We start from the raw sequence: 21,812 nt of genomic DNA on the forward strand, positions 1-21,812 counted from the left end.
GGACGCACCATGGATTTCTCCAAATTCTTCATAGACCGCCCGATCTTCGCGGTCGTGCTCTCCATCATCCTGTTCGCCGTGGGCCTGGTTGCGATTCCGCAGCTGCCCGTGGGCGAGTATCCCGAGGTCGTGCCGCCCAGCGTGGTGGTGCGCGCCACCTATCCGGGCGCCAATCCCAAGGAGATCGCCGAGTCGGTGGCCGTGCCGCTGGAGGAGGCGATCAATGGCGTCGAAGGCCTGATCTACCTGAAGTCGGTCGCGGCCTCGGACGGCAGCCTGCAGGTGGTGGCCACCTTCCGCGCCGACGTGGACCCCGACACGGCAGCCGTGCGCGTGCAAAACCGCGTGAGCCAGGCGCAGAGCCGCCTTCCCGAGGAAGTGCGCCAGTACGGCGTGACCACGCAAAAGCGCTCGTCCACGCCGCTGATGTATGCGGGCCTGACCTCCAGCGACGGCAACCATGATGCGCTGTACCTGCGCAACCATGCCACGCTCAAGATCAAGGACGAGCTGGCGCGCATCCCCGGCATCGGCGAGGTGGCGCTGTACGGCGCAGGCGACTATGCGATGCGCGTCTGGCTGGACCCCAGCAAGGTGGCCGCACGCCAGCTCACCGCCGCCGAGGTGATCGCCGCCATCCGCGAGCAGAACGTGCAGGTATCGGCCGGCCAGCTGGGCGCCGAGCCCAGCCCCAAGGGCTCGGACAAGCTGCTGTCCATCAATGTGCGCGGCCGCCTGAAGACGGCCGAGGAGTTCGGCTCCATCGTGCTCAAGGGGGGTGCCGACGGCCAGGTCGTGCGCCTGTCCGACGTGGCGCGCATCGAACTGGGCGCCAGCGACTACAGCATGCGCTCGCTCAGCGACACGCGGCAGATGGCGGCCGTGGGCATCTTCCTGTCGCCGGGCGCCAATGCGCTGGGCGTGGCGCGGGAGGTCTACGCCACCATGGAGCGCCTGTCCAGGGATCTGCCCGAAGGCGTGAACTTCGAGACCGTCTGGGACCCCACGGTCTTCGTGCGCGACTCCATCAAGGCGGTGCAGAGCACGCTGATCGAGGCGGTGATCCTCGTGGTGCTGGTGGTCATCGTCTTCCTGCAGACCTGGCGTGCTTCCATCATTCCGCTGCTGGCCGTGCCCGTGTCCATCGTCGGAACCTTCGCGGGGCTGTACCTGCTGGGCTACTCCATCAACACGCTGACCCTGTTCGGACTGGTGCTGGCCATCGGCATCGTGGTGGACGATGCCATCGTCGTGGTGGAGAACGTGGAGCGCTACATCGAGGAGGGCCACTCGCCCCTGGAGGCGGCGCACCTGGCGATGAAGGAGGTCTCGGGCCCCATCATCGCCATCGCCCTGGTGCTGTGCGCGGTCTTCGTGCCCATGGCCTTCCTCAGCGGCGTGACGGGCCAGTTCTACAAGCAGTTCGCCGTGACGATCGCCATCTCCACGGTGATCTCGGCCATCAACTCGCTGACGCTGTCGCCTGCACTGGCGGCCAAGCTGCTGCAGCCGCGCGGCGCGCCGCGCGATCTGCTGTCGCGCGGGCTGGACCGCAGCCTGGGCTGGTTCTTCCGGCCCTTCAACCGCTTCTTCGACCGCAGCGCGCACGGCTACCAGAACTCCGTGGGGCAGTCGCTGCGCCGCCGCGGCCTGGTGTTTGCGGTCTACGCGGCGCTGCTGGCGGGCACGGCCGTGCTGTTCCAGGCCGTGCCGGGCGGCTTCATCCCGCTGCAGGACAAGCTGTACCTGTTCGGCGGCGCCAAGCTGCCCGAGGGCGCCTCGCTGGGCCGCACCTCCGAGGTGACGCGCCAGATCGTGGAGCTGGCCCACAGCGTGGAGGGCGTGGACAAAGTCGCTGCCTTCGCGGGCTTCAATGCGCTGCAGACCACGACCACGCCCAACCTGACCAGCTCCTACATCATGCTCAAGCCCTTCGGCGAGCGCACGCGCAGCGCCGAGGAGATCAATGCCGAGCTGGGCGCCAAGTTCGCGCAGATCGAGGGCGGCTTCGCCTACGCGCTGATGCCGCCGCCCATCCAGGGCCTGGGCAACGGCTCGGGCTACTCGCTGTTCCTGCAGGATCGCGCGGGCCTGGGCTACGCGGCGCTGCAGCAGGCGCTGCAGGCCTTCCAGGCCGAGATCGCCAAAACGCCGGGCATGACCTATCCGGTCAGCAGCTACCAGTCCAACATCCCGCAGCTCGAAGTCAAGGTGGACCGTACCAAGGCCAAGGCGCAGGGTGTGGCGCTGACCGACCTGTTCCAGACGCTGCAGGCCTACCTGGGCTCGGTCTACGTCAACGACTTCAACGCCTTCGGCCGCGTCTGGCGCGTGATGCTGCAGGCCGATGCCGACCACCGCCAGGCCGTGGAGGACATCGCGCGGCTGCGCACGCGCAATGCGCGCGGCGAGATGGTGCCCATAGGCTCCATGGTCACCGTGGTGCCCAGCTTCGGGCCCGACCCGGTGCTGCGCTACAACGGCTTCCCGGCGGCCGACCTGATCGGCGACTCCGACCCGCGCGTGCTGTCCTCGGGCGAGGTGCTGACCAAGCTCCAGGAGATCGCGCAGCGCACGCTGCCGCGCGGCATCGAGCTGGCCTGGACCGACCTCAGCTACCAGCAGGTGGAGCAGAGCAATGCGGCGGCCGTGGTCTTCGCCATCGCCGTGATGCTGGTCTTCCTGGTGCTGGCCGCGCTCTACGAGAGCTGGACGCTGCCGCTGGCCGTCATCCTCATCGTGCCCGTGTGCATCTGCGCGGCGCTGTTCGGCGTCTGGCTGGCCGGCGGCGACAACAACGTCTTCGTGCAGGTGGGGCTGGTGGTGCTGATGGGGCTGGCCTGCAAGAACGCCATCCTGATCGTGGAGTTCGCGCGCGAGCTGGAGCTGCGCGGCGTGGGCATCGTCGATGCCGCGCTGCAGGCCTGCCGCCTGCGGCTGCGGCCCATCGTCATGACCTCGATCGCCTTCATCGCCGGTGCCGTGCCCCTGCTCATCGGCGGCGGCGCGGGCAGCGAGGTGCGCGCGGCCACGGGGGTGACGGTGTTCTCCGGAATGCTGGGCGTGACCCTGTTCGGCCTGTTCCTCACGCCGGTGTTCTACGTCACGCTGCGCCGGCTCTCGGGCCGGGCGCTGACGGGGCATGCGCCTGCACATGCCGCGCCTGCCTTCCCACCCTCCGACAAAGCCGCACCCCTGGAGCCCCACCATGTCTGAAATCCGCAAATCCCTGAGCCGACACGCGCTGGCGCTGGCGTCTGCCGGGCTTGTGGCCGGCTGCGCGGTCGGCCCCGACTTCAAGGCGCCTGCGGCGCCGCAGGCCGGAGCACAGTTCGCGCGGGCCGAGCCTGCACCGGCCACCCCGCAGGCCGAGCCCGATGCCGCCTTCTGGCGCCAGTTCCAGGACCCGCAGCTGACGCGGCTGGTGGAGCAGGCGCTGGGCGGCAACCAGGACCTGCAGGTGGCGCTGGCACGGCTGGACGGCGCCCAGGCGCTGCTGAGCGAAAGCCGCTTCGACCAGTTCCCCACGGTCACGATGTCGGGCCAGGCCACGCAGCAAAAGCGCAGCGAGAGCGAGGCCTTCTACGGGCCGCGCAGCCAGCGCAGCTACACGGCCGGGCTGTCGGCCAGCTGGGAGATCGACGTGTTCGGCCGCGTGCGGCGCAACATCGAGGCGCGGCGTGCCGACCTGCGCGCCGACGCGGCCGATCTCGCGGCGCTGCAGGTGGCCATCGCGGCCCAGGTCGCGGGCAGCTATGCCGACCTGCGCGGCTGGCAGCAGCGCCTGGCCCTGGCCCAAGCCAATGCGGCCAACCAGCAGGACACGCTGCGCCTGGTGCAGCTGCGCCTCACACACGGCAGCGGCACCGAGTTCGACCTGGCGCGCGCCCAGGCCCAGCTGGAGGCCACGCGCTCGCGCATCCCGGCACTGCAGGCGCAGATCGCCATGGCCCAGCACCGGCTGGCCGTGCTCACGGGCCAGGTGCCCGAGGCGCTGATCGCCGCGCTGGATGTGCCTGCCGCCCTGCCGCAGCTGCCGCCGGCCATCGACCCCGGCACACCGGCCGGCCTGCTGCGCCGCCGTCCGGACGTGGCCGTGGCCGAGGCTCGGCTGCATGCGGCCACGGCGCGCATCGGCGTGGCCACGGCTGACCTGTTCCCGCGCCTGTCGCTGGGCGGGCTGCTGGGCAGCACGGCGCTGCACGGCGGCGCGCTGTTCGAGGGCGGCAGCGCCACCAGCAGCGTGTTCCTGGGCGTGGACTGGTCCTTCCTCGACGTGGGCCGCGTGCGTGCGCGCATCGCGGCCAGCGAGGCCGGCGCCCAGGCCGCGCTGGCCCAGTACCAGCAGACCGTGCTGCTGGCGCTGGAGGACGCCGAGAACGCCCTGGTGCGCCTGCAGCGCACGCGCACCGAGGATGCCCACCTGGCCCAGGCCGCCGAGCAGCGCCAGCGCGCAGAACAGCTGGCGCTGCGCCGCTACCACCTGGGCAGCGTGGGCCTGTACGAAGTGCTGGATGCGCAGCGCGACCTCTACGCGGCCCAGGACGCCGCCGCCGACAGCCGCGCACGCGGCCTGCGCGCTGCCGTGGCGCTGTACCAGGCCCTGGCCGGTGGCTGGGACGGGAAGCTGCCGCCAGCCTGAGCACAAGGCGTGCGTTGCAAAAAGGGACGGCCAGGCGCCGTCCCTTTTTTTCGCTTGTGCGGACCCCCGGTGAAAACCAGGAGTCAGAAGGGCTTGCCTCATTTTTTTCTTATCGGATAATTTTCTCATTGGAAAAAAATGGAGCGATGGATGATGGAAAGCCAGGTTCTGGATTTCGCCGTGATCGGTGCCGGCATGGCCGGCGCCTCCGTGGCCTGGCGGCTGGCCGGTGCGGGCGCCTCGGTGCTGGTGCTCGAGCGCGAGCCGCAGCCCGGATACCACGCCACGGGCCGCTCGGCCGCCATGTTCATGGAAAGCTACGGCACCGGGCAGATACGCGCGCTGACACGCGCCAGCCGCGCCTTCTACAGCGCGCCGCCCGAAGGTTTTTGCGAGCACGCGCTGCTGCAGCCGCGCAGCGTGCTCTACATAGGCACGGCCGGCCAGGAGCCCCAGCTGGACGAGGCCCTGGCCATGTACCGCCGCGACGGCCTGCGCGCCGAGCGCCTCGACGCGCGCCAGGCCTGCACCCTGGTGCCCTGCCTGGACGAGAGCCAGCTGGTGGGTGCCGTGCATGACCTGGACGCCATGGACATCGACGTGGCCGAACTGCACCAGGGCTTTCTGCGCGGCATGGCGCGTGCCGGTGCGCGGCTGCGCTGCGGCGCCGAACTGTCCGGCGCCGAGCGCGAGGTGGATGGTGATGGCCAGGGCCTGTGGACCCTGGTGCTGCAGGACGGGTCGCAGGTCCGTGCCCGCGCCGTGGTCAATGCCGCAGGCGCCTGGGCCGATGCCGTGGCCCGGCTGTGCGGCGCGCGGCCGCTGGGCATCGAGCCCCGGCGCCGCTCGGCCTTCACCTTTGCCGCACCCGAGGGCGAGGACATCCACGGCTGGCCTGCCGTGATCGGCGTGGACGAGAGTTTCTACTTCAAGCCCGATGCGGGCCAGCTGCTGGGCTCGCCCGCCAATGCCGATCCCGTGCCGCCGCATGACGTGGTGGCCGAGGAACTGGACGTGGCCATGGGTATAGACCGTATCGAGACACTGACCCGCCTGCGCATACGCCGGCCGCGCCATGTCTGGGCCGGGCTGCGCAGCTTTGCGCCCGACGACGACTTCGTGATCGGCTGGGACGCGCGCCGTGAAGGATTCTTCTGGCTGGCAGGGCAGGGCGGCTACGGCATACAGACGGCCGCCGGCGCCTCGGCCGCCGCTGCCGCGCTGCTGATGCGCGAGCCGCTGCCCGCCGAGCTGCTGGCCCAGGGCGTCGATGCCCGGCGGCTGAGCCCGGAGCGCTTCGCGGCCTGAGACGCCTGCCTTTTCGCTTTTTCAGCCCCCGCAACACACAACAATCCAAGGAGACAGGCATGGGTGCATTCAAGGAAGTGAGCAGGATTGCCGGCGCCTTCGTCGGCGTCATCGTCGGGGCGGGCTTCGCCTCGGGGCAGGAGATACTGCAGTTCTTCGCGGGCTTTGGCGCCATCGGCCTGGCGGGCTGCCTGGTGGCGGCCCTGGCCTTCGTCTTCCTGTCCATGGCGTTCTCCACCATGGGCCAGCGCCTGCAGGCCGGCTCGCACAAGGAGGTGGTGCAGGCCCTGCTGGGCCGGCATGTGGGCATGGTGTTCGATGTGCTGATCACCTTCTTCCTCTTCGCCATCACGGTGGTCATGCTGGCGGGCGCGGGCTCGCTGCTGCACCAGTGGCTGGGCCTGCCCGAGGTCTGGGGCAGCGTGCTGGCCACCGTGGCCACGGTGCTCATCGTCTGCCTGGACGTGGGCCGGGTGATCGCCTTCATCGGCGCGGTCACGCCGCTGCTGGTGTTCATGACCGTGGTGGTCGCAGGCTACGTGCTGGTGACGCCCCAGGGCGAGCCGGCCGCGCTGGAGGCCGCCACCGCCGCCCAGCCCCGGGGTGCGGGGCACTGGCTGGTGGCGGCGCTGCTCTATGTCTCCTACAACGTGGTGGCGGGCATGCCCTTCCTGGTGATCATGGGCGGCCAGGCCAGCTCGCGCCGCGTGGCGCTGTGGGGCGGCGTGGCCGGCGGGCTGCTGCTGGGCCTGCTGATGCTGCTGATCGCGGCCGCCATGGTCTGGCGCATGGACACGCTGGGCGGTCTGTCCATGCCCATGCTGGCGCTGGCCACGCAGATCTCGCCCTGGCTGGGGCACCTGATGTCGCTGGTCATCTTCGGCATGATCCTCAACACCGCCGTGGGCATGCTCTATGCCTTCGTGGCCCGCATCCTGCCGGCCGGCACGCCGCGTTTTCGCTGGGGCACGGGCGTGGCGGGCGTGGTGGCACTGGGCGGCAGCTTCGCGGGTTTCATCACGCTGGTGGGCATGGTGTACCCGGTCTATGGCTACATCGGCTTCGCGCTCATGGCCTGCGCGCTGGCAGGCTGGCTGCGCATGGGCCGCGGGCCGGCGCCCCAGGCCGATCTGCGCGGCACCTGAGGGGGCGGGCCTGACCCTAGAATCGGGCGGTCGCCAGCCCCGATCGCCCGCTTCATGCCCAGCCCCCGTCCTCGCACCAGTCCCGCCCCTGGTCCCGGCCCCAGCCCTCGTTCCAGTCCGCTTCCCACGGCAGACCAGGTCCTTGCCGCCGTGCTGCCGGGCGCCCGCACGGCCGCCGCCCTGCCCGCAGGCAAGCACGAAGTGGGGGCCAAGCTGCGCAAGGCCCGCAAGGAGCGCGGCCTGACGCTGCAGCAGGTGGCCGAAAGCAGCGGCCTGGCCGTGTCCACCATCTCCAAGGCCGAGCGCGGCCAGATCGCGCTGAGCTACGAGAAGGTGCTCATGCTGGGCAATGCGCTGGACATCGACATGACACGGCTGTTCATGGTCGGAGACGCCCAGCAGGCGGCCGGCGACACGCCCACCGTGGTCAAGGACCGTTTCGAGGACGTGCAGCGCTACGAGACCGACCAGTACCTCTACAGCGTGCTGTGCGGCGCCTTCCCGGGCAAGAAGATGCAGCCCCTGGTGGCCGTGATCAATGCGCGCGAGGCAGGCGAATTCTCGGAGACCATCCGCCATGCGGGCCAGGAGTTCGTGATGGTGCTCTCGGGCCGGGTGCGCATCCTGTTCGAGAACGGCGAATCGGTGGAGCTGGGCCGCCATGAGGCCGCGTATTTCGACAGCGGCGTGGGCCATGTGTATGTGAGCCTGAGCCGCCAGCCGGCTCAAGTCGTCTCTGTCTGCAGCTGAAATGGTTAGCACCCCCTGAGCGGCTGCGCCGCTTCCCCCGTGTGCACGGCGCCCTCTCTCGCTACGCGGGAGGGGGCGACACCCTCGGTGCGGGGCGGCGCGGCCGGCATAGGCCCTTCCTCGGTGTCTCTGGCGTGGGGGCGCGCTAGTTTCATAGGTCGCGCCTTTTGTTTGGGGCGCAGGCCGTTTTTCTGGGGGAATCCTCGTGCCCGGCACGGCCGCCCCGGAATTCCTACAATCGCTGCCCATGAGCCTGCCCCAGTACACCCGCGCCAAAGAGCTTCCCGCCATCCTTGCCAAGCGCCTCGTCATTCTTGACGGCGCCATGGGCACCATGATCCAGCGCTTCAAGCTGGGAGAGGCCCAGTACCGGGGCCAGGGCTACACGGGCCCGGGCAGCGTGGGCGACCGCTTCAAGGACTTCCCGCATGACGTCAAGGGCAACAACGAGCTGCTGTCGCTCACCCGCCCCGACGTGATCCGCGACATCCATGAGAAGTACCTGGCCGCCGGCGCCGACCTGATCGAGACCAACACCTTCGGCGCGACCACGATTGCGCAGGACGACTACCACATGGCCGATCTGGCGCGCGAGATGAATCTCGAGAGCGCCCGGCTGGCCCGCGCGGCCTGCGACAAGTACAGCACGCCGGGCCATCCGCGCTACGTGGCCGGCGCCCTGGGTCCCACGCCCAAGACGGCCAGCATCAGCCCCGACGTGAACGATCCGGGCGCGCGCAACGTGAATTTCGAGCAGCTGCGCCAGGCCTACCTGGAGCAGACGCTGGCGCTGATCGAGGGCGGCGCCGACGTCATCCTGGTCGAGACCATCTTCGACACGCTCAACGCCAAGGCCGCGCTGTTCGCGGTGGACGAGGCCTTCGAGCAAAGCGGCGAATGCCTGCCCATCATGATCAGCGGCACGGTGACCGATGCCTCGGGCCGCATCCTGTCCGGGCAGACGGTGACGGCCTTCTGGCACAGCGTGCGCCATGCCAACCCGCTGTCCATCGGCCTGAACTGCGCGCTGGGCGCGGCGCTGATGCGCCCCTACGTCCAGGAACTGAACAAGGCCGCGCCCGAGACCTTCATCAGCTGCTACCCCAACGCCGGCCTGCCCAATCCCATGAGCGACACGGGCTTTGACGAAACGCCCGAAGTCACCAGCCGCCTGGTGCATGAGTTCGCGGCCGAAGGCCTGGTCAACATCGTGGGCGGCTGCTGCGGCACCACGCCGGACCACATCGGCGCCATCGCCAAGGCCGTGGGCAGCACGCCCACGCGCCGCCTGTTCTACCCGGAATCGGCCTGATCGCGCGGGCGGAGCCTCTGACATGAGTTCGCCGCTGCCGCCCGTCCCGTCTCCAGCCGCAGGGCTGCCGCAGCCCGTGGCGGCGCCTGTGCCCGGCCCGGCCGCTGGTGCGCCGGTGGCGCCGGCTTCACCCGCGTCATCCGCCTCACCCTCCGTTCCCGTCACGCCGCCAGCGGCCACGGCCGTGCGCTGGTCGCCCGAGATGCTGCAAAGCCTGCGCCTGCAGGCCTTCGAGCAATTGGTGGCCCAGCTGGCGCGCCAGGTGCAGGCCAGCCCCGGCGCGCCTGCGCCGCAGTGGCCGGCCAGCGGCGTGTCCGAGGCGCTGGGCCGGCTGCTGCAGGCCCTGCTGGCCCAGGTGGGCACCCAGCAGGGCCAGGCCCTGCAATTGCTGGCGGCCCAGCCGGGCTCGGCGGCATTGCTCCAGGCGCTGGCGGCAGGCACGACGGCGACTGGCGGGCAGGATCCCCGGAGCGCTCCATCGGCCCAGGCCGGACCGCCCATCCCGTCTGCATCGACAACGCCTGCGGCCTCCATGCCGCCCACCGCTGCCGCAGTGACGCTGGCCGTGGCGGCTGCCAAGGGCAAGGTGATGGATGCGCTGCTGGCCGGATCCGGGCTGGCGCCGCAGGCCGGGGCGCGCCCAGCAGGGGGCATTGCAGGCGGCGCTGCCGGGGGGGCCACACAGACCCTGCCCGCCCTGCAAAGCTGGTGGGTGCAGCAGGGCACGTTGCTGACGCCGCAGGGCGAGCGCGGCTTCACGCTGAGCCTGCAGGTGCCCCAGGCCTGGGCCCAGGCGCAGGGCGCGGCCATGGCGCTGGCGGCCGCATCGGCTTGCGCGCCGGGTGCGGCCCCTTTCACGGCGGCGGCCCTGCCTGCGGGCGCTGCGCTGCCCTTGGCGGGCGCGCAGGCCACGGAGCCGGGCCTGCGCCTGCCGCTGGATGCATCGCTGCAGTCCCTGGCCTCGGGGCCGGTGGCCGTGGTGGTGCAGCCGCGTGGCGCCGATGCGCTGCGCACCAGCGCCCTGCTGCTGCTGGAGCTGCAGCCGCTGCGCCAGCCCGGTGGCGCCATGGCATCGCCGGCCGGGCTGGCCTCGGTGGCGTCGCTGTCGCCCGCGTTCGCGCAGGAGGTGCAGCAGATGCTGCAGCAGCGCAACGATCCCTGGCTGCACATGGCGGCGGCCCAGGCTTCGGGCGCCCTGCCGCGCGAGCGCCGGGCCTTCGAGCACCAGTCGCATTTCTGTACCACCGAAGGCTGCCAGTACGAGGGCCGCGCGCCCTGTGCCCAGCCCTTTTGCAGCGAGATGAACCGGCTCTGGGACGTGTCGCGCACCGAGCGCAGCCGCTGAGGCCGGCCTTGCGAAACTGACCGGGCCTGACGGTGGCGTGGTCATCGCCGGCCCCTGCTTTCATAATGCCGCCTGTTGCCCGCCACCTGCGCGGTTGACGTCTTTGGCCGGGATGTTTGACGAATGTGCAGCGATCATGCTGCGATCTGCATCCTGGCTGCCTTCAAGTCGCGGCTGGCCACCAGCCCGCCGCGCACCTTTCCAGCCACCCCCGTTGTGGCAGCCCCCGTCGCCGTTCGCGCATGCCCCCGGGCCGCGCCGGTGTTGTGCCATCTTTCATTTCAGGAACCCGTTCAGGATGCGTTGTACCTCCCGCTTGACCCTTGCCTCTCTCGCCATCGCTGCCGCCCTGCCGGTGGCCGCCCAGTCATCTGGCGCCGGCTCCAACGTCACCATCAGTGGCTATCTGGACGCGGGTGTGTTCCGGGATTTCGACAAGACCAGCAAGCTGGGAACGATTCAGCGCAGCAACCTGGCCATTGCCGGCTTCGAGGACCTGGGCGGCGGCCTGAAGGCCACCTTCCGCCTGAGCACGCGCTTCGACCTGGACACGGGCCTGACCGAGGACTATCCGAAGAAGCCCTTCTGGCATGACGAGTCCACCGTGGGCCTGCAGGGCAACTGGGGCCACCTGCGCCTGGGCCGCGCGCTCAGCGCCATGTGGAGCCAGGAGTGGCAGTTCGATCCCTGGGGCAACTTCAACCGCATCGCCTCGCCGGCCTGGCACATGGCCCACTACCTGACGCCCACCGACCGCGCCAGCAACAACGGCTCGCCCGAATACGGCCGCATGTCCAACGGCGTGTTCTACGACTCGCCCAAGTTCGGCGGCTTTTCCCTGCACCTGAGCGCCTCGCCCGAACGCACCCAGGCGCCCGGCCGCCAGGGCCGTGCGCGTTCGGTATCGGTCAACTACGACCAGGGCGCGGTGGCGGCCATGGTGGCGCACGAGCGCAACGGCAGCGGCGACACCGACCTGTACATGGGCGGCAAGTACCGCATCGGCACGGCGGCGGTGATGCTGGCCTATGACCGCAGCAAGTCGGGCACGCCCGGCACGGGGCCCGACAAGTCGCGCATGGTCTCGCTGGGCGCCACCTACGGCATGGGCGCGACCACGCTCAAGGCCAGCTATGCGCGCCAGCGCCTGGACCGAGACACCAACAACATGCTGTCCCTGGGCGCCGAGTACGCGCTGTCCAAGCGCACCATGCTCTACACCAGCCTGGGCCATCAGCGCTACGAGAACCAGAGCTCGCGCACGGCCTTCGGCGTGGGCATGGCCCATTCGTTCTGATCAATGCGCTTCCCAGCGGCCTGACTGGGCTGCGCTGGTGATCCTGGCCAGGTCTGGAGCCGGCATGGGCTGAGGGGTGGCGGGCAGGGCGGTGAGTTCCATGCCGCGCTCCAGCTTGAAGACGCTCACGGCCTGCTGCAGGCCGTAGGCCTGTTCCTGCAGGGACTGTGCTGCTGCGGCGGCTTGCTCGACCAGGGCCGCGTTCTGCTGGGTGACCTGGTCCATCTGGGAGATGGCCTGGTTGATCTGCTCCAGGCCCGCCGTCTGCTCCACGCTGGCAGCGGTGATCTCTCCCATGATGTCGGTCACGTTGCGCACGCTGCTGACGATGTTCTGCATGGTCTGGCCGGCCTGCGCCACCAGGGCCGATCCGGTGCTGACCTTGCCGTTGGAGTCCTCGATGAGGAGCTTGATCTCCTTGGCCGCATCGGCGCAGCGTCGCGCCAGTGCGCGCACCTCGGCCGCCACCACGGCAAAGCCCCGGCCCTGCTCGCCGGCGCGCGCCGCCTCGACGGCGGCGTTGAGCGCGAGGATGTTGGTCTGGAAGGCGATGGCGTCGATCACGCCGATGATGTCGGCGATCTTGCGCGAGGAGGCATGGATGGCGTCCATGGTGTCCACCACCTGGGATACCACCTCGCCGCCTTGCTGGGCGACGGTCGAGGCCGAGGCTGCCAGCTGGTTGGCCTGGCGCGCGTTGTCGGTGTTCTGGCGCACGGTGACGGTGAGCTGCTCCATGGAGGCGGCCGTCTCCTGCAAAGAGCTGGCCTGGTGCTCGGTGCGCAGCGACAGGTCGTTGTTGCCCGAGGCGATCTGGCTGGAGGCCGTGGCGATCGAGTCCGTGCCGTTGCGCACCTGCCTGACGATGTGGATGAGGCTCTGGTCCATGCGGTGCAGCGCGTGCAGCAGCTGGCCTGTTTCGTCGGTGGTAGTGGCCTGGATGCGGCGCGTCAGGTCGCCTTCGGCCACGGCCTGGGCCACGCCCACGGCCTCGATCAGCGGCCGCGCCACGATGCGCGCCAGCGCCAGCGCCAGCGCCAGTCCCAGCGCGATGCTGGCGGCCAGCAGCCCCACCACCCAGGCGCGCGCGCTGCGGTACAGATCATTGGCGTGCCTGTTGGCCTCCTGGCCGGCATCGTGGTCGATCTGCACCATGCGGTCGATCTGGTCGTACAGGCGCCGGCTCAGCTCCAGCGATTCACCCTGCGCCAGCACCAAGGCTTCGTCCTTTCGGCCGTTGCGTGCCAGGGTCATGATCATGGCGTGCTCCCTGGCATATGCGCTGCGCAGCCGGCCCAGCTCGTCGTAGGACGCCCTTTCCTGCTCGGTTTGGATGAAGCTGGCGTAGTTGTCGTAGTTCGTCTGGATCTTGCTCCACAGGTCGCTCATGATGGCGTCGAAGGCCTTGATATCCTGGTCGCTGGTGGAGATCAGGTACTGAAGCTCGTTGGCGCGGTAGCGCGCCGTGGTGGCGCGGATGGTGAGCAGCATGCGCGACGAGGGCATCCAGCGTGTGGCGATGTCGACGGACGCCTGGTTGATCTGGCTGAGCCGCATCACGGCATACAGGCCCACGAAGGTGGTCAGCGCCAGCACGGCCAGGAAGGCCAGCAGCAGCTTGGAGGAGATCTTGAGGTTGCGAAAGGCTTGCATGGCGAAGTTCTGAAGTCGTATCCCTTGAACGGCAAGGGAGCAAAAAAAGGCGTGCAGCAGGGCACACCTGGCCTGCGGTGCAGAGCAAGGTGGAAAGGGATCAACGAAGGCAATGACGAGGGCCGGCGCGTGCGCTCAGGGGGGGAACCAGCCCGAGGTCCGGCAGATGCGGCCCTTGATGCGGGGTCTCATGGCGCAGGCCCTTCCAGGGCGGCAGGACTGCGGCTGGCCATGCGCGGGCCTGATGCAGGGCAGGGGCGGTGGATGCGGAAGATGCCGAGCCGTCCGCCTACACCTTTTGGCGCCCGGACGCCAGCTGCGGCCCGGTGCTTGGCGGCGGCTGCCGCCTTCTGCGCCCAGGTGCTGCGGATGGGTGTCCTAGGGATTTCGGACAGGAAAGAATTGGCTATGTGCATCTGTGGTGGGGATTATTTCCGCACCGCCAGATGATGAGAATGCTTCCTATCTGATTTTCGATAGGACGTGTCCTAAAAGCGGTTTGCGGGCGCGCGACACGGCCGTCCGCACCGTCTTCGCACCGGCTTTCGCTCCGTCATTTGTGCCGTCATTTGTGCCGTCATGTGCGCCGGTGCGACGGGCCGGCCCCCAGCCTTCAGGACGTCAGGACAGCCGCGCGACAGCGTGTGCCAGGTGCCTGCCGATGCCGGTCGTTCAGACCACGCCCTGGTCGCGCAAGGCCTGCAGCTGCTGTGCATCCAGGCCCAGGCGCTCGCGCAGCACCTCGTCCGTGTGCTGGCCCAGGGCCGGCGGCGCATGGCGCAGCGTGGTGGGCGTGTCCGACAGGCGCAGCGGGCTGGCCGTGGTCACCACGCGGTTGATGGTCTCGCCGGCAGGCGGCGTGGCGCCCGGGTAGCGTTCCTGCTCCACGCGCAGGCCGCGCGCACGCACCTGCGCATCGTCGAAGGCCTGGCCGATGTGGTTGATGGGGCCGCAGGGCACGGCCTTGTCCTCCAGCAGCGCGATCCATTCAGCCGTGGGCCGGCTGCGCGTGAGATCGGCCATCAGCGGGATCAGCGCGTCGCGGTGGGTGACGCGGCCGGCATTGGTGGCAAAGCGCTCGTCGCTCGCCCAGTCCGTGCCGGCCGCCTCGCAAAAGCGCGCGAACTGGCCGTCGTTGCCGATGGCCAGCAGCATGCGGCCGTCGGCCGTGGGGAAGTCCTGGTAGGGCACGACGCTGGGATGGGTGTTGCCCTGGCGGCCCGGCACATGGCCGGTGTTCAGGAAGCCCGCGCCCTGGTTGGCCAGCACGGCCATGGCCACGTCCAGCAGGGCCATGTCGATGTGCTGGCCGCGTCCCGTGCGGTGGCGGGCCTCCAGTGCGCCCAGGATGGCCGTGGTGGCATACATGCCCGTGAACAGGTCGATCACGGCCACGCCCACGCGCAGCGGGCCGCCGCCGGGCTCGCTGTCGGCGCGGCCCGTGATGCTCATGAGGCCGCTCATGGCCTGCACCAGCAGGTCGTAGCCGGCGCGCGGCGCATACGGCCCGGTCTGGCCGAAGCCCGTGACCGAGCAATAGATCAGGCGCGGGTTCAGCGCGCTCAGCGAGGCGTAGTCCAGGCCGTAGCGCTTGAGGCCCCCGGTCTTGAAGTTCTCCACCACCACATCGCTTTGCATGGCCAGCTCGCGGATCAGCCGCTGGCCCTCGGCCGTGGCCATGTCCACGGTGACCGATCGCTTGTTGCGGTTGCAGGCCGCGAAGTACACGGCGTTGTCCGAGGGATTGCCTTGCGCATCGGGGAAGAAGGGCGGGCCCCAGTGGCGCGTGTCGTCGCCCTCGCCGGGCTTTTCGATCTTGATCACGTCGGCCCCCATGTCGGCCAGGTTCTGCGTGCACCAGGGGCCGGCCAGCACGCGAGAGAGGTCGAGCACGCGCAGATGGCCCAGCGCTCCTGCGGTCTGGGTGGCCGTGTTGTGGATGGGGCTGGGGGAGGGGGTTGCTGTGTGGTTCATGGGCTGAGGCGGCTATCCCGGGCAGATGGGCCATGCTACGGCGCGGCGGCCCGCCGTGGCTTCGCATTTGTGAAAGCGCGCGTTCGCGCCCGGCCGGCACTGCGGTTTGTACTGACGCGCAGGGCTCAGCCGGGGCCGCTGCGGCTTTCTACAATGCCGGATGGCCATGCATTTCGATCTTGTGGATCTGCGCCTCATGGTGCACATCGCCGACGCCAACAGCATGACGCGTGGCGCGGAACTTTCCTTTATCTCCCTGCCGGCGGCCAGCACCCGCATCAAGAACCTGGAAGAGAGCATCGGCACCAAGCTGCTGTACCGCACCAGCCAGGGCGTGACGCTGACGCCGCCGGGCCAGGCCTTCGTCACCCATGCGCGCATGGTGCTGGGCCAGATCGAGCACCTGCGCGGCGACATGCAGGAGTACGTGCGCGGCATCAAGGGCCATGTGCGGGTGTTTGCCAACACCACCTCGCTGGGCGAGTTCCTGCCGCCCGTGCTGCGCCACTACCTGCGCCGCAATCCCGACGTGAACATCGACCTGCGCGAACGCCTGTCGCACGACATCGTGCGTGCCGTGACCGAGGGGCAGACCGACATCGGCATCGTCGCCGGCCTGGTGCGCACCGAGAACCTGGAGACCCTGCCCTACCGCCGCGACCGCCTGGTGCTGGTCGTGCCGCGCGGCCATGCGCTCGATGGCGAGATGCAGATGGCCTTTGCCGACACGCTGGACCTGGACCATGTGGGCCTGCACGAATCCAGCGCCATCCACGCCTTCCTGCGCCAGGCCAGCGACCAGCTGCACCGGCCCATCAAGCAGCGCATCCAGGTGGGCAACTTCGAGACGGCCTGCCGCATGATCGAGTCCGGCGTGGGCGTGGGCGTGCTGCCCGAGTCGGCCGCCAGCCGCCATGCGCATTCCATGGACATCGCCATCGTGCCGCTGTCCGATGCCTGGTCGGTGCGCGAGATGCAGATCTGCGTGCGCAGCCTGGAGGCCCTGCCGTCCTTCGCCCAGGAGCTGGTGGAGCTGCTGGTGGCCGACGCACAGGGCCGGCTCACGCTGGAGTAGGGGCCCACCGACGGCTGCCCGCCGACCGCCGACCGCCGACCGTTCAGTCGGCCTGGGCCGTGCCCCGGTCCAGCGTGGTCGGTGCCAGCCAGTATTTGAAGGTGCCGGTGGCCGTGGCCACCAGCTTTCCGTCTTCATCGAGCAACTGCGCCGCGCAGCTGCACAGGCTGCGGCTGGCGTGCACCACCCAGCCTTCGGCCAGCAGCGCGCCCTTGCCCGGGCGGTGGAAGCGGCTGCTCATCTCCACCGTCACGGCGGTCTGCGATGGCGCACCGGGCAGCTCGCCGGCGGCGCGCGACATCACGGAGTCCAGCAGCGTCATGAGCACGCCGCCGTGCGCGGCCGGCAGCTGGTTGAGCAGTTCCTCGCGCATGTGGGGCAGGCGAACATGGACCTTGCCGGGCGGCGCGGGCACCTGCGAGGCGCCGATCAGCCGCATGAAGGCATTGCGGTCGGGGGGCGGTGCACTCATGTGGCTCATGCGGCGCGCGCCTCGCGCACCATGTTGCGCGCGATGATGACCTGCTGGATCTGGGTCGTGCCTTCGTACAGGCGGAACAGCCGCACGTCGCGGTAGAAGCGCTCGATGCCGAACTCGGCCAGGTAGCCCGAGCCGCCCAGGATCTGCACGGCCCGGTCGGCCACGCGGCCCACCATCTCCGTGGCGAACATCTTGCAGCACGAGGCCTCGGTGGAGACGTTGCGGCCCTCGTCGCGGCGGCGCGCTGCGTCGATCACCATGCACTCGGCCGCATACAGCTCGGCCTGGCTGTCGGCCAGCATGGCCTGCACCAGCTGGAACTCGCAGATGGGCTGGCCGAACTGCTTGCGCTCCAGCGCATAGTTCAGCGCGTCGCGCAGGATGCGCTGCGCCACGCCCACGCTCACGGCCGCGATGTGGATGCGGCCCTTGTCCAGCACCTTCATGGCGGTCTTGAAGCCCTGGCCTTCCTTCAGGCCGATGAGGTTGGCAGCCGGCACGCGCACGTTGTCGAAGAATACGTCGCAGGTGTGCGCGCCCTTCTGGCCCATCTTCACGTCGTTCTTGCCGAAGCTGATGCCCGGCGACTTCGCATCCACGATGAAGGCCGAGACGCCGCCCGCGCCCTTGTTGGCCGGGTCGGTGCGCGCCATCAGCGTGAACATGCCCGCATGCGGCGCATTGGTGATGAAGCGCTTGTTGCCGTTGACCACGTAGTGGTCCCCGTCCCTGATGGCGGTGGTGCGCAGCGAGGCCGCGTCCGAGCCCGCCTCGGGCTCGGTCAGCGCGAACGAGGCCATGATCTCGCCCGTGGCCAGCTTGGGCAGCCAGGCCGCCTGCTGCTCGGGCGTGCCGTCGATGAGGATGCCCTGCGAGCCTATGCCCACGGTCGTGCCGATCACCGAGCGGAAGGCCGGCGCGGTCTGGCACAGCTCGAAGAGCACGCGCACCTCTTCCTCCATGGTCAGTTCCAGCCCGCCGAACTGCTCGGGGATGGTCATGCCGAACAGGCCCAGGTTGCGCATCTCCTGCACGATGGACTCGGGAATCTCGTCGGTCTCGGCCACTTCGTTCTCGGCGGGCACCAGGCGCTCGCGCACAAAGCGGCGCACGCTGTCCAGCAGGGCTTCGAGGGTTTCTTGGTCGCGGATCATTGCGGTGTGCTTCCTGTGCGGTTCAGAGGGTTTCGGCGGTTCCCAGCACCGCCGTGGATTGGCTGGACAGCGTGCCGCCGTTGCCGTGCACCACGGCCGTGCGGTGGCGTCCCAGCTGGCGCTGGCCGGCCTCGCCGCGCAGCTGGCGCACGGCCTCGATCAGCGCAAAGATGCCGTACATGCCCGGGTGCACGCAGGACAGGCCGCCGCCGTTGGTGTTGACGGCCAGCCGCCCGCCGGGCGCAATGCCGCCCCCGGACACGAAGGCGCCGCCCTCGCCCTTGGCGCAAAAGCCCAGGTCCTCCAGGAACAGCAGGGTGTTGATGGTGAAGGCGTCGTAGACCTGGGCCATGTCCATGTCGGCAGCGGTGAGCCCGGCCATGGCAAAGGCCTGGGCGCCCGACTGCGCGGCGGCCGTGGTGGTCAGGTCGGGCATGCAGGAGATCTGGCGGTTCCAGATGGCCGTGGCATTGCCCAGCACGTAGACGGGGGGGCGCGGCAGGTCGCGGGCGCGCTCGCCGCGCACCAGCACGATGGCGCCCGCGCCGTCCGTCACCAGGCAGCAGTCGCGCACGCTCAAGGGGCTGGCGATGGGGCGGGCCGAGAGCACGTCCTCGATGATCAGCGGGTCGCGCATGAAGGCTTCGGGGTTGAGCTGGGCCCAGGCACGCGCGGCCACGGCCACCTCGGCCAGCTGCTCGCGCGTGGTGCCGAACTCGTGCATGTGGCGCGCGGCCGCCAGCGCATAGGCGGTCACGGGCAGCACGGGCTCGTAGGGGAACTCATAGGGCTGCGGGTCCAGGAAACGCCGCGCCGCCTGGCCTTCCTTGCGGCCGAAGGTGGCCGAGCGCTGGGCGCTGCCGTAGCACACCAGCACGGCCTTGCACTGGCCGGCCTCCAGCGCGCGGATGGCGGGCAGCAGGTGGGCGATGAAGCTGCTGCCGCCGATCATCGTGCCGTCCACGTAGGTGGGGTTGATGCCCAGGTGCTCGATCACGGGCATGGTCCACATGCTGGCGTTGACGCTGCAGGTGGCCAGGCCGTCGATGTCCTGCATGGTCAGGCCGGCATCGGCCACGGCCGCATGGGCGGCGCGCACCAGCAGGGTCATGTCGTCCATGCCGGGTGCCTCGCCGCAGCCATAGGTGGCGGCGCCGGCAATGGCCACGCGCCCGCGCAGCGGGCGGTTCACGGCGGCGGCGTCCAGGGTGGATTGGGGGATACGGGCGCTCATGCTGCACCTCCACGGGAAGCCTGTGGAGCCGGTTGCAGCGCGGGCTGGAACAGCACCAGGCCGCGTCCGTCCTTGCTCGCCACATGGGCGCTCACGCGCTGGCCTATGCGCACGTCGGCCGGCGCAATGCCTTCGACGCGGCCCATCATGCGCACGCCTTCGTCCAGGTCGATCAGGGCCACGTTGTAGTCGCCGCCGGCATCGCTCTTGCGTGCGACGGTGGAGGTGGAGTAGACCGTGCCCTGGCCGCTGGCGCGCACCCAGCGCAGCGGGCTGGCACCGCAGTGCGGGCACAGCTCGCGCGGGGTGAAGACATGGCGCGTGCATTGCGGGCACTGCTGTATGCAGAAACGGCCGGCATCGAGTTCGGCCTGGTAGTGGGTCTGTGCGCTCAGGTGCATTGGCGGTGTTTCCATTCTTTGTGTTCTTGGCGCTGCGCACGGCGGCATGCAGGGCAGCGGCTGTCCGCCAGCATGCCCGCATCGCGGTGCCGCTTCAATTCGCCAATCTGGAAGGGTGGCTTCACCAGCGCCGGCGTCCGGCTGTCAACCCAGGGTTGCTGCCTAGGCGGGCCGGCAGGCACGGCTGCTATGGTGTTTATGCATTCCCGGCCTTTTCTTCATACCCGCCCTGCGCCGCCTGCCGGCGCACCGAGGGCGCGCCGCCGCTTTGGCACGGCGTGGCGCTACAGGAAGGCCGGCAATGGCGTGCCGCACCCCGGCCCGTTCTCCGCTGTCGATCCCCACCCACCCAGGAGGTTTTTGCACATGACGGATACGCTGATCAAGGTGGACCTGAACCGCCCGCCCACCGACAACGAAAGAGTCCACAACCGCTGGCACCCGGACATTCCCATGGCCTGCTGGGTCCAGCCCGGCGACGACTTCATCCTGGAGACCTACGACTGGACCGGCGGCTTCATCAAGAACAACGACAGCGCCGACGATGTGCGCGACATCGACCTGACCACGGTGCACTACCTGTCCGGCCCCGTGGGCGTGAAGGGCGCCCAGCCCGGCGACCTGCTGGTGGTGGACCTGCTGGACATCGGCGCCAAGCCCGACAGCCTCTGGGGCTTCAACGGCTTTTTCTCCAAGAACAATGGCGGCGGCTTCCTGACCGACCATTTCCCCTCGGCCCAGAAATCGATCTGGGACTTCAAGGGCATGTTCACCAGCTCGCGCCACATACCAGGCGTGAACTTCCCCGGCCTCATCCATCCCGGCCTCATCGGCTGCCTGCCCGACCGGCCCATGCTGGAGATGTGGAACGAGCGCGAGCGCGCCCTGATCGCCACCGATCCCGAGCGCGTGCCCGGCCTGGCCAACCCGCCGTCGGCCGGCACGGCCCACATGGGCCAGATGCGCGGCGAAGCGCGCGACAAGGCCGCCGCCGAAGGCGCGCGCACCGTGCCGCCGCGCGAGCATGGCGGCAACTGCGACATCAAGGACCTCTCGCGCGGCGCCAAGGTGTTCTTTCCGGTCTATGTGGACGGCGCCGGCCTGAGCGTGGGCGACCTGCACTTCAGCCAGGGCGATGGCGAGATCACCTTCTGCGGCGCCATCGAGATGGCCGGCTGGGTGCACATGAAGGTCGGCCTCATCAAGGGCGGCATGGCCAAGTACGGCATCAAGAACCCCATCTTCAAGCCCAGCCCCATCACGCCGCGCTATGACGACTACCTGATCTTCGAGGGCATCTCGGTGGACGAGAGCGGCAGGCAGCACTACCTGGATGTCAACGTGGCCTACCGCCAGGCCTGCCTGAACGCCATCGAATACCTGAAGAAGTTCGGCTACAGCGGCGCCCAGGCGTATTCCATCCTGGGCACGGCGCCCGTGCAGGGCCATATCAGCGGCGTGGTGGACGTGCCCAACTCCTGCGCCACGCTGTGGCTGCCCACGGGCATCTTCGACTTCGACATCAACCCCAACGCGGCGGGGCCGGTCGTCCAGTTCGACGGTAGCGTGGATATGCCCCTGTCCCCCGACCTGCGCTGACGCCAAGGAGCCCGCCCATGCCCACCTACGACTACGACTGCGCGCAATGCGGCGGCTTCGAGGCCCTGCGGCCGCTGCGCCTGCGCGACGAGCCTGCGGCCTGCCCTGGCTGCGGCACGGCGGCTGCGCGCGTGCTGGCCGCCGCGCCCCGGCTGGCGCTGATGGCCGACGGCACGCGCCGCGCCATGGCCACCAACGAGCGCGCGCGCCACGAGCCCGCCAGCTCGCGCGACTATGACTATGCGCGGCTCAGGCACCCGGCAGGCTGCGGCTGCTGCGGATCGGGGCGGCGCAGCGCCACGGTGACGGCGCCCAACGGCGCAAAGTCCGCGCCCTCGCGGCGGCCCTGGATGATCAGCCACTAGGCTGCATCGGAGTGGACCGCTTCCCAGGGTTTCCACCGCTTGGGAGCCCTGGAAGCGCGCCTTCCACATTCGCGAAA

General features: G+C 69.7%; 17 protein-coding genes. 11 read left to right on the forward strand and 6 right to left on the reverse strand.

The genetic code is table 11. The features are described from left to right. The first annotated feature begins 9 nt into the window (after nt 1-9). The 8 genes from ACF8NF_RS14890 (at nt 10) to ACF8NF_RS14925 (ending at nt 11,799) form a co-directional block, all read left to right on the forward strand. Nucleotides 10-3,216: an efflux RND transporter permease subunit gene (locus ACF8NF_RS14890; protein WP_061287500.1), complete on the forward strand. Its 3,207-nt coding sequence runs from the start codon at nt 10-12 to the stop codon at nt 3,214-3,216. Beyond that, entirely contained in the window at nt 3,209-4,642 is a 1,434-nt protein-coding gene (locus ACF8NF_RS14895) for an efflux transporter outer membrane subunit (protein ID WP_046982621.1), read from the forward strand. The genes ACF8NF_RS14890 and ACF8NF_RS14895 overlap by 8 nt, the downstream gene beginning before the upstream one ends. A 153-nt stretch (nt 4,643-4,795) precedes the next feature. Beyond that, entirely contained in the window at nt 4,796-5,950 is a 1,155-nt protein-coding gene (locus tag ACF8NF_RS14900; RefSeq protein ID WP_392450786.1) for an NAD(P)/FAD-dependent oxidoreductase, read from the forward strand. 59 nt (nt 5,951-6,009) lie between these two features. Continuing rightward, nucleotides 6,010-7,095, forward strand: coding sequence for a hypothetical protein (locus tag ACF8NF_RS14905; RefSeq protein ID WP_016447397.1), 1,086 nt, complete (start codon nt 6,010-6,012; stop codon nt 7,093-7,095). A 54-nt stretch (nt 7,096-7,149) separates the two neighbouring features. Beyond that, nucleotides 7,150-7,845 carry a helix-turn-helix domain-containing protein gene (locus ACF8NF_RS14910; RefSeq protein WP_016447398.1) on the forward strand — a complete coding sequence of 232 codons (696 nt, stop codon included), beginning with the start codon at nt 7,150-7,152 and terminating at the stop codon, nt 7,843-7,845. 247 nt (nt 7,846-8,092) lie between these two features. Then, entirely contained in the window at nt 8,093-9,157 is a 1,065-nt protein-coding gene (locus tag ACF8NF_RS14915; RefSeq protein ID WP_017406622.1) for a homocysteine S-methyltransferase family protein, read from the forward strand. A gap of 22 nt (nt 9,158-9,179) precedes the next feature. Further along, complete coding sequence (locus ACF8NF_RS14920; RefSeq protein ID WP_209801375.1) at nt 9,180-10,502, forward strand: Fe-S oxidoreductase; 1,323 nt, start codon at nt 9,180-9,182, stop codon at nt 10,500-10,502. Between the two features lie 298 nt (nt 10,503-10,800). Next, nucleotides 10,801-11,799 (forward strand): porin, encoded by a 999-nt coding sequence (locus ACF8NF_RS14925; protein WP_026062702.1) that lies wholly within the window; start codon nt 10,801-10,803, stop codon nt 11,797-11,799. Here the strand turns inward: ACF8NF_RS14925 and ACF8NF_RS14930 are convergent, their stop codons facing one another. Together ACF8NF_RS14930 and ACF8NF_RS14935 are read right to left on the reverse strand one after the other, a co-directional pair. Then, a complete protein-coding gene (locus tag ACF8NF_RS14930; protein WP_034365601.1) occupies nt 11,800-13,452 on the reverse strand; it encodes a methyl-accepting chemotaxis protein in 1,653 nt (550 codons plus the stop codon). It abuts the gene before it with no gap. Between the two features lie 672 nt (nt 13,453-14,124). Beyond that, nucleotides 14,125-15,426 carry a CaiB/BaiF CoA-transferase family protein gene (locus ACF8NF_RS14935; protein ID WP_209670512.1) on the reverse strand — a complete coding sequence of 434 codons (1,302 nt, stop codon included), beginning with the start codon at nt 15,424-15,426 and terminating at the stop codon, nt 14,125-14,127. A gap of 160 nt (nt 15,427-15,586) precedes the next feature. Here ACF8NF_RS14935 and ACF8NF_RS14940 point away from each other — a divergent pair, with 160 nt between their 5' ends. Beyond that, the gene (locus ACF8NF_RS14940) at nt 15,587-16,501 is read left to right on the forward strand and encodes a LysR family transcriptional regulator (RefSeq protein ID WP_012202113.1); all 915 of its coding nucleotides are present in this window, start codon (nt 15,587-15,589) and stop codon (nt 16,499-16,501) included. Between the two features lie 43 nt (nt 16,502-16,544). Here ACF8NF_RS14940 and ACF8NF_RS14945 read toward each other — a convergent pair whose 3' ends face one another. Genes ACF8NF_RS14945 through ACF8NF_RS14960 form a run of 4 tightly spaced genes read right to left on the reverse strand, consistent with a single transcriptional unit; the run spans nt 16,545 to nt 19,771 of the window. Then, nucleotides 16,545-16,973 (reverse strand): PaaI family thioesterase, encoded by a 429-nt coding sequence (locus ACF8NF_RS14945; RefSeq protein WP_017406618.1) that lies wholly within the window; start codon nt 16,971-16,973, stop codon nt 16,545-16,547. A 5-nt stretch (nt 16,974-16,978) separates the two neighbouring features. Beyond that, nucleotides 16,979-18,136, reverse strand: a complete 1,158-nt coding sequence (locus ACF8NF_RS14950; RefSeq protein ID WP_013800068.1) for an acyl-CoA dehydrogenase family protein — start codon at nt 18,134-18,136, stop codon at nt 16,979-16,981. A gap of 22 nt (nt 18,137-18,158) precedes the next feature. Next, nucleotides 18,159-19,370, reverse strand: coding sequence for a thiolase (locus tag ACF8NF_RS14955; RefSeq protein WP_392450787.1), 1,212 nt, complete (start codon nt 19,368-19,370; stop codon nt 18,159-18,161). Further along, nucleotides 19,367-19,771, reverse strand: coding sequence for a Zn-ribbon domain-containing OB-fold protein (locus ACF8NF_RS14960; protein ID WP_026062701.1), 405 nt, complete (start codon nt 19,769-19,771; stop codon nt 19,367-19,369). Before ACF8NF_RS14960 ends, ACF8NF_RS14955 begins: the two co-directional genes overlap by 4 nt. A 366-nt stretch (nt 19,772-20,137) precedes the next feature. Here ACF8NF_RS14960 and fmdA point away from each other — a divergent pair, with 366 nt between their 5' ends. Together fmdA and ACF8NF_RS14970 are read left to right on the forward strand one after the other, a co-directional pair. After that, nucleotides 20,138-21,370 carry a formamidase gene (fmdA, locus tag ACF8NF_RS14965; protein WP_046241120.1) on the forward strand — a complete coding sequence of 411 codons (1,233 nt, stop codon included), beginning with the start codon at nt 20,138-20,140 and terminating at the stop codon, nt 21,368-21,370. Between the two features lie 17 nt (nt 21,371-21,387). Next, the gene (locus ACF8NF_RS14970; protein ID WP_016452200.1) at nt 21,388-21,735 is read left to right on the forward strand and encodes a zinc ribbon domain-containing protein; all 348 of its coding nucleotides are present in this window, start codon (nt 21,388-21,390) and stop codon (nt 21,733-21,735) included. The last annotated feature ends 77 nt before the right edge of the window (nt 21,736-21,812 follow it).

It is taken from the genome of Delftia sp. WSY_22 (assembly GCF_043104185.1).
GTDB classification, from domain to species: domain Bacteria; phylum Pseudomonadota; class Gammaproteobacteria; order Burkholderiales; family Burkholderiaceae_C; genus Comamonas; species Comamonas tsuruhatensis.

Coding starts and splice junctions, on each gene's coding strand:
- ACF8NF_RS14920 (WP_209801375.1), top strand. CDS start 9,180: ATGAGTTCGCCGCTGCCGCCCGTCCCGTCTCCAGCCGCAGGGCTGCCG.
- ACF8NF_RS14945 (WP_017406618.1), bottom strand. CDS start 16,973: ATGAGTGCACCGCCCCCCGACCGCAATGCCTTCATGCGGCTGATCGGC.
- ACF8NF_RS14895 (WP_046982621.1), top strand. CDS start 3,209: ATGTCTGAAATCCGCAAATCCCTGAGCCGACACGCGCTGGCGCTGGCG.
- ACF8NF_RS14900 (WP_392450786.1), top strand. CDS start 4,796: ATGGAAAGCCAGGTTCTGGATTTCGCCGTGATCGGTGCCGGCATGGCC.
- ACF8NF_RS14940 (WP_012202113.1), top strand. CDS start 15,587: ATGGCCATGCATTTCGATCTTGTGGATCTGCGCCTCATGGTGCACATC.
- ACF8NF_RS14970 (WP_016452200.1), top strand. CDS start 21,388: ATGCCCACCTACGACTACGACTGCGCGCAATGCGGCGGCTTCGAGGCC.
- ACF8NF_RS14910 (WP_016447398.1), top strand. CDS start 7,150: ATGCCCAGCCCCCGTCCTCGCACCAGTCCCGCCCCTGGTCCCGGCCCC.
- ACF8NF_RS14930 (WP_034365601.1), bottom strand. CDS start 13,452: ATGCAAGCCTTTCGCAACCTCAAGATCTCCTCCAAGCTGCTGCTGGCC.
- ACF8NF_RS14915 (WP_017406622.1), top strand. CDS start 8,093: ATGAGCCTGCCCCAGTACACCCGCGCCAAAGAGCTTCCCGCCATCCTT.
- ACF8NF_RS14950 (WP_013800068.1), bottom strand. CDS start 18,136: ATGATCCGCGACCAAGAAACCCTCGAAGCCCTGCTGGACAGCGTGCGC.
- ACF8NF_RS14955 (WP_392450787.1), bottom strand. CDS start 19,370: ATGAGCGCCCGTATCCCCCAATCCACCCTGGACGCCGCCGCCGTGAAC.
- ACF8NF_RS14925 (WP_026062702.1), top strand. CDS start 10,801: ATGCGTTGTACCTCCCGCTTGACCCTTGCCTCTCTCGCCATCGCTGCC.
- ACF8NF_RS14935 (WP_209670512.1), bottom strand. CDS start 15,426: ATGAACCACACAGCAACCCCCTCCCCCAGCCCCATCCACAACACGGCC.
- ACF8NF_RS14890 (WP_061287500.1), top strand. CDS start 10: ATGGATTTCTCCAAATTCTTCATAGACCGCCCGATCTTCGCGGTCGTG.
- ACF8NF_RS14905 (WP_016447397.1), top strand. CDS start 6,010: ATGGGTGCATTCAAGGAAGTGAGCAGGATTGCCGGCGCCTTCGTCGGC.
- fmdA (WP_046241120.1), top strand. CDS start 20,138: ATGACGGATACGCTGATCAAGGTGGACCTGAACCGCCCGCCCACCGAC.
- ACF8NF_RS14960 (WP_026062701.1), bottom strand. CDS start 19,771: ATGCACCTGAGCGCACAGACCCACTACCAGGCCGAACTCGATGCCGGC.